The following is a 5,941-nucleotide window of genomic DNA, read 5'->3' on the forward strand; positions in this document are numbered from 1 at the left end:
GGCGCCAAGCAGGCGGCCGTCAAGGACAACATCAACTTCGTCTACGCGCACGACGCCGAGGGCAACAAGCAGGCGCAGAGCGTCCAGGCCATGATCGACCAGAAGGTCGACGGCCTGATCGTCACCCTCGCCAAGCCCGACGCCATGAAGGACGTCGTCGCCAAGGCCGTCAAGGCCGGCATCCCCGTGATCACGGTGAACTCGGGCTCGGACAAGTCCAAGGAGTTCGGCGCCCTCACCCACATCGGCCAGGACGAGGTCATCGCCGGCCAGGCCGTCGGCGAGCAGCAGAACCAGCGGGGCAGGAGGAAGGCCGTCTGCGTCCTCCACGAGCAGGGCAACGTCGGCCACGAGCAGCGCTGCGAGGGTGTGAAGAAGACCTTCAAGGGCCAGGTGGAGAACCTCTACGTCGAGGGCACCAACATGCCCAGCGTGCAGTCCTCCATCGAGGCCAAGCTCCAGTCCGACAAGGACATCGACGCCGTCGTCACCCTCGGCGCCCCCTTCGCCGCCACGGCCGTGAAGGCCGCCGACCAGGCCGGAAGCAAGGCCGAGGTCGACACCTTCGACCTCAACGCCCAGGTCGCCAAGGACCTCCAGAAGGGCACTCTCGGCTTCGCCGTCGACCAGGACCCCTATCTCCAGGGCTACGAGGCCGTGGATCTGCTCTGGCTCTACCGCTACAACCGCGACATGCTCGGCGGCGGGCAGCCGGTCCTCACCGGACCGCAGATCGTCACCAAGGACGACGCCAGGACCCTGGCCGAATACGCCGGGCGGGGCACCCGATGAGCGCCGCCACCACCGTCCCGGAGGCCGACGAGCGACTGGTGCGGCACGGCCGGCTGCGCCGGCTGCTCGGCCGCCCCGAGCTGGGCGCGGTCGTCGGAGCCGCCGCCGTCTTCCTCTTCTTCTCCTTCGTCGCCGAGCCCTTCCTCAAGGCGTCGAGCCTGTCCACCGTCCTGTACGCGTCCTCGACGATCGGCATCATGGCCGTCCCCGTGGCCCTGCTGATGATCGGCGGCGAGTTCGACCTCTCCGCCGGCGTCATGGTCACGACCTCGGCGCTGATCTCGTCGATGTTCAGCTACCAGATGACGGCCAACGTCTGGGTCGGCGTCGGCGTCTCCCTGCTCGCCACCCTCGCCGTCGGCTTCTTCAACGGCTTCCTGCTCACCCGCACCAAGCTGCCGAGCTTCATCATCACGCTCGGCACGTTCCTGATGCTGACGGGCCTCAACCTGGGCTTCACCAAGCTGATCAGCGGCACGGTCTCCACCAAGACCATCGGCGACATGGAGGGCTTCGAATCGGCCCGCGCGCTGTTCGCCTCCCACCTGACGATCGCCGGCGTCGACCTCCAGGTCACCATCCTGTGGTGGCTCGGCCTCGTAGCCCTCGCCACCTGGGTCCTGCTGCGCACCCGCGCCGGCAACTGGATCTTCGCCGTCGGCGGCGGCGCGGACGCGGCCCGCGCGGTCGGCGTCCCCGTCAACCGCACCAAGATCGGCCTCTATACGGCCGTGGCCTTCTGCGCCTGGATCTCCGGCCAGCACCTGCTGATGTCGTACGACGTCGTGCAGTCCGGCGAGGGCGTCGGCAACGAGTTCCTCTACATCATCGCGGCCGTCATCGGCGGCTGTCTGATGACCGGCGGCTACGGCTCCGCGATCGGGTCCGCGGTCGGCGCGTTCATCTTCGGCATGACCAGCAAGGGCATCGTGTACGCGCAGTGGAACCCGGACTGGTTCAAGTATTTCCTGGGCGCGATGCTGCTCCTGGCGACCCTGCTGAACGCATGGGTCCGCAAGCGCGCGGAGGCGAGCAAATGACCGCTCTCGTCAAGCTCACGGACGTGAGCAAGTTCTACGGCAACGTCCGCGCGCTCGAAGGGGTCTCCCTGGAGGTCCACGAGGGCGAGATCACCTGCGTCCTCGGCGACAACGGCGCCGGCAAGTCCACCCTCATCAAGATCATCGCGGGTCTGCACCGGCACGACGCCGGCACCTTCGAGATCGACGGCGAGGAAACCGCCCTCGCCTCCCCCCGGGAGGCCCTGGACCGCGGCATCGCCACGGTCTACCAGGACCTGGCGGTCGTCCCGCTGATGCCGGTCTGGCGGAACTTCTTCCTCGGCTCCGAGCCGACGAAGGGGGCCGGGCCCTTCAAGCGCCTGGACGTCGAGCGGATGCGCGAGACGACCCGCGCGGAGCTGCTGCGCATGGGCATCGACCTGCGCGACGTCGACCAGCCCATCGGCACTCTCTCCGGCGGCGAGCGGCAGTGCGTGGCGATCGCGCGCGCGGTCCACTTCGGGGCGAAGGTCCTCGTCCTGGACGAGCCCACGGCGGCGCTCGGCGTCAAGCAGTCGGGCGTGGTCCTGAAGTACGTCGCCGCCGCGCGGGACGCCGGCCTGGGTGTGGTGCTCATCACGCACAACCCGCACCACGCGTATCTCGTCGGTGACCGGTTCGTCCTGCTCAAGCGCGGTGCGATGGCAGGCAGCCACGCGAAGTCGGAGATCGCGCTGGAGGAGCTGACCCGCCAGATGGCGGGCGGCTCGGAGCTCGAGCAACTCAGCCACGAGCTGGCGCGGGCGGGGGTCGCCAAGGACTGAGGGCCTGCCACCCGCCCACCCGTCACGTGACGGCACTCGGGGTGACGGGTGGGCGGGCGGGAGAAAGCGCCGTTTCGCGGCGCACCGCGCCGGTGAGGCACAATCGGCCAGGACCGCATCCACGAGGCCCCGGCCTCACGAGACCACTCCAGGGGCGACGCCGCGATGAGCATGTACCGCGACCGGGTAAACCGGGGTACTGCCCGATCCACCGTGCTCCGCACGGTCGGCACGCGAGAGCGGCGCTCGCACCTCACCGCGCCCCGCGTCCCCACCGTCGGCATCGACATCGGCGGCACCAAGGTCATGGCCGGCGTCGTCGACGCCGACGGCAACATCCTGGAGAAGGTCCGCACCGAGACCCCGGACAAGTCCAAGAGCCCCAAGGTCGTCGAGGACACCATCGTCGAGCTGGTCCTGGACCTCTCCGACCGCCACGACGTGCACGCCGTCGGCATCGGCGCGGCCGGCTGGGTCGACGCCGACCGCAACCGCGTCCTCTTCGCCCCCCATCTGTCCTGGCGCAACGAGCCGCTGCGCGACCGCCTCGCCGGCCGCCTCGCCGTCCCGGTCATGGTCGACAACGACGCCAACACCGCCGCCTGGGCCGAATGGCGCTTCGGCGCCGGCCGGGGCGAGGACCACCTCGTCATGATCACCCTCGGTACCGGCATCGGCGGGGCCATCCTGGAGGACGGCCAGGTCAAGCGCGGCAAGTACGGGGTCGCCGGCGAGTTCGGCCATATGCAGGTCGTGCCGGGCGGCCACCGCTGCCCGTGCGGCAACCGCGGCTGCTGGGAGCAGTACAGCTCCGGCAACGCCCTCGTCCGCGAGGCCCGCGAGCTCGCCGCCGCGGAGTCCCCGGTCGCCTACGGGATCATCGACCGCGTCGCCGGCAACATCCCCGAGATCACCGGCCCGCTCATCACCGAGCTCGCCCGCTCCGGCGACGCCATGTGCGTCGAGCTCCTCCAGGACATCGGCCAGTGGCTCGGCGTGGGCATCGCCAACCTCGCCGCCGCCCTCGACCCGTCCTGCTTCGTCATCGGCGGCGGCGTCAGCGCGGCCGACGACCTGCTGATCGCCCCGGCGCGGGACGCCTTCCGCCGCCACCTCACGGGCCGCGGCTACCGGCCCGAGGCCCGGATCGTCAAGGCCCAGCTCGGCCCCGAGGCCGGCATGGTCGGCGCCGCCGACCTCGCCCGGCTCGTCGCCCGCCGCTTCCGGCGCGCCAACCGCCGCCGCGTCGAGCGCTACGAACGCTACGCACGGGCGGGCCGCGCATGATCACCACCGACGCCCCCGAGCCCACGGCCACCGGCCCCGAGGCCACCGGTACGTCCGCCGGCGGCCCGGCGGCCCGGCACCGCTGGATCAAGCCGCTGATCGTCTTCCTGCTGATCGCCATTCCGGCCGGCTACCTCTACATCTCCGCGATGCAGAGCCGCGGCGGCAACGGCGGCGAGGACGAGGAGGCCGCCGCCACCGGGCTGGCGGAGGGCTGGCCCTCCCGCCTGCAGCGGCGCATCTACGAGGTCACCGTGCCGGCCTACGCCACGGACGTGGCGCACTACGAGACCAACTCCTGGAAGTCCAGCAGCCTCTACCTGGAGTTCACGACGACCCCCGCCCGGTTCGAGCGCTGGCTGGCCGACCGGGGGCTCGACGCCGCCGAGCTGACGAACGGCGACGTCACCATCGACGAGGACGACGCCGCCGAGGTCGGCTGGTCGTTCGGCAGCGGTCACCACTGGGCGGGCGCGGTCCAGGAGCAGGACAAGCCCAAGCCCACGCTGGAAATCACCGCCAACCTGGACGATCCCAGCCATCCGAAGGTCTTCGTCGTCTCGACGACCACCCCCTGAAATTCGCTGGTCAGCGCCGTGCGGATAGCGTGGCGCGGTGAGTGAGAAGCAGACCCTTCAGTACCGGTTCGACGGCCCCGAGGGCGGGCCCGTGCTCGTCCTCGGCCCCGCGCTCGGGGCCACCTGGCACATGTGGGACCGCCAGACGCCGGAGCTGATCCGCCACTGGCGTGTCCTGCGCTTCGACCTTCCCGGTCACGGCGGCGCCCCCGCCCAGCCGCCGGCCGGCGTCGGCGACCTCGCGGACCGGCTGCTCGCCACTCTCGACCGGCTGGGCGTCGACCGCTTCGGCTACGCCGGCTGCTCGCTGTCCGGTGCGATCGGCCTCGACCTCGCCCGGCGCCACCCGGAGCGGCTCGCCTCGCTCGCCGTGATCGGCACCTCGGCCCGCTTCGACCCGGCCGCCGTCCGCACGCACGGGCTCGACCACGACGCCCGCACCACACCCGAGCGCTGGTTCACCCCGGCCTTCTGCGCCGCGCAGCCGGCCATCGTCGACTGGGCCGTCCAGATGGTCCGCACCACCGACCCCTCCTCCTACACCGCCGGCTGCGAGGCCCTCGCCGCCTTCGACGTACGTGCCGAGCTCGCCCGCATCGCCGTGCCGACGCTCGTCATCACCGGCGACAGCGACCGGGTCGCGCCGCCGGCCGACGCCCGCGCCCTGGTCGCGGGCATCCCGGACGCCCGCCTCGCGGTCGTCCCGCACGCGTGCCAGCTGGCGCCGGTGGAGCAGCCGGTGGCGGTGACGGACCTGCTGATCCGCCACTTCCCCGCCGTCTTCGCGCCGGCCCCGGCCCCCGCCCCGGCGGCCTTCGGCCCGCCGCCGGCCGGCTGGCCGGCCGCGCCCGCCTTCCCGGGACAGGCGGGGTTCGCCCAGGCGGGTCCTCTGCCGCACGCTGCCGCGGGTCCCGCGGAAGGGGAGCACCCCGGCGGTCTGCCGTCCGCCGCCGGCGAGACGCCGGGCGTGGACCACCGGCCCGCGGGCTCGCCGGCGCCGACCGGCATACCCGCCGCGGAGGCTCCCGGCTCCGGGGCCGCCATGCCGGACGACTCCCCGACCGCCGTGCTGGCGGCGCAGCGCGGCGATTCGCCTGCGCCGATCACCACGGGGCCGGCCGGCACACCGACCGCCGGCGGCGACGCCCACCAGGACACGGCCGAGCTCGCGGCGCTGACCGCCGACGTGGCCGGTTCCCTGGCAGCGCGTGCCGGCCGGCACGCCCCGGCCGCCGCCCAGCCGGGCGGCTCGGCCGTGCCATCCCCCGGGCCGGCCGCCGGCACACCCGGTTCCGGAGCCGCCCCGCTCGCCGAGCACACGGCCGGGCCCGGCAGTTCCCCGGTGCCGCCGGCCGTGCCGGTCGCCGGGGCTCCCGGCGCTGCGGCCGGAAACGCAACGGCCCCGGTTCCGGGCGCCGAGGCCGCCGCGCGGCCGGGCGGCCCGTCCGAGCCGATGGCC

At 72.8% G+C, this 5,941-nt stretch carries 6 protein-coding genes; all 6 read left to right on the top strand.

Annotation, left to right across the window (positions count from 1 at the left end; all coding sequences use genetic code 11):
• Nucleotides 1-792 (top strand): substrate-binding domain-containing protein (locus AB0K09_RS28525; RefSeq protein ID WP_366068292.1); only part of this gene is annotated, 792 nt, incomplete at its 5' end.
• A complete protein-coding gene (locus AB0K09_RS28530; RefSeq protein ID WP_366068293.1) occupies nt 789-1,832 on the top strand; it encodes an ABC transporter permease in 1,044 nt (347 codons plus the stop codon). The genes AB0K09_RS28525 and AB0K09_RS28530, both read left to right, overlap by 4 nt.
• Nucleotides 1,829-2,617: an ATP-binding cassette domain-containing protein gene (locus tag AB0K09_RS28535; RefSeq protein ID WP_366068294.1), complete on the top strand. Its 789-nt coding sequence runs from the start codon at nt 1,829-1,831 to the stop codon at nt 2,615-2,617. The genes AB0K09_RS28530 and AB0K09_RS28535 overlap by 4 nt, the downstream gene beginning before the upstream one ends.
• A gap of 165 nt (nt 2,618-2,782) precedes the next feature.
• On the top strand, nt 2,783-3,904 hold the full coding sequence (locus AB0K09_RS28540; protein ID WP_366068295.1) for an ROK family glucokinase: 1,122 nt from the start codon (nt 2,783-2,785) through the stop codon (nt 3,902-3,904).
• Complete coding sequence (locus AB0K09_RS28545) at nt 3,901-4,482, top strand: hypothetical protein (RefSeq protein WP_366068296.1); 582 nt, start codon at nt 3,901-3,903, stop codon at nt 4,480-4,482. The genes AB0K09_RS28540 and AB0K09_RS28545 overlap by 4 nt, the downstream gene beginning before the upstream one ends.
• A gap of 37 nt (nt 4,483-4,519) precedes the next feature.
• Nucleotides 4,520-5,941, top strand: a 1,422-nt coding sequence (locus AB0K09_RS28550) for an alpha/beta fold hydrolase (RefSeq protein ID WP_366068297.1), incomplete at its 3' end; no start/stop codon positions are given.

The sequence above is a fragment of the Streptomyces sp. NPDC049577 genome (genome assembly GCF_040675635.1).
GTDB lineage: Bacteria > Actinomycetota > Actinomycetes > Streptomycetales > Streptomycetaceae > Streptomyces.

Coding starts and splice junctions, on each gene's coding strand:
- AB0K09_RS28530 (WP_366068293.1), top strand. CDS start 789: ATGAGCGCCGCCACCACCGTCCCGGAGGCCGACGAGCGACTGGTGCGG.
- AB0K09_RS28535 (WP_366068294.1), top strand. CDS start 1,829: ATGACCGCTCTCGTCAAGCTCACGGACGTGAGCAAGTTCTACGGCAAC.
- AB0K09_RS28540 (WP_366068295.1), top strand. CDS start 2,783: ATGAGCATGTACCGCGACCGGGTAAACCGGGGTACTGCCCGATCCACC.
- AB0K09_RS28545 (WP_366068296.1), top strand. CDS start 3,901: ATGATCACCACCGACGCCCCCGAGCCCACGGCCACCGGCCCCGAGGCC.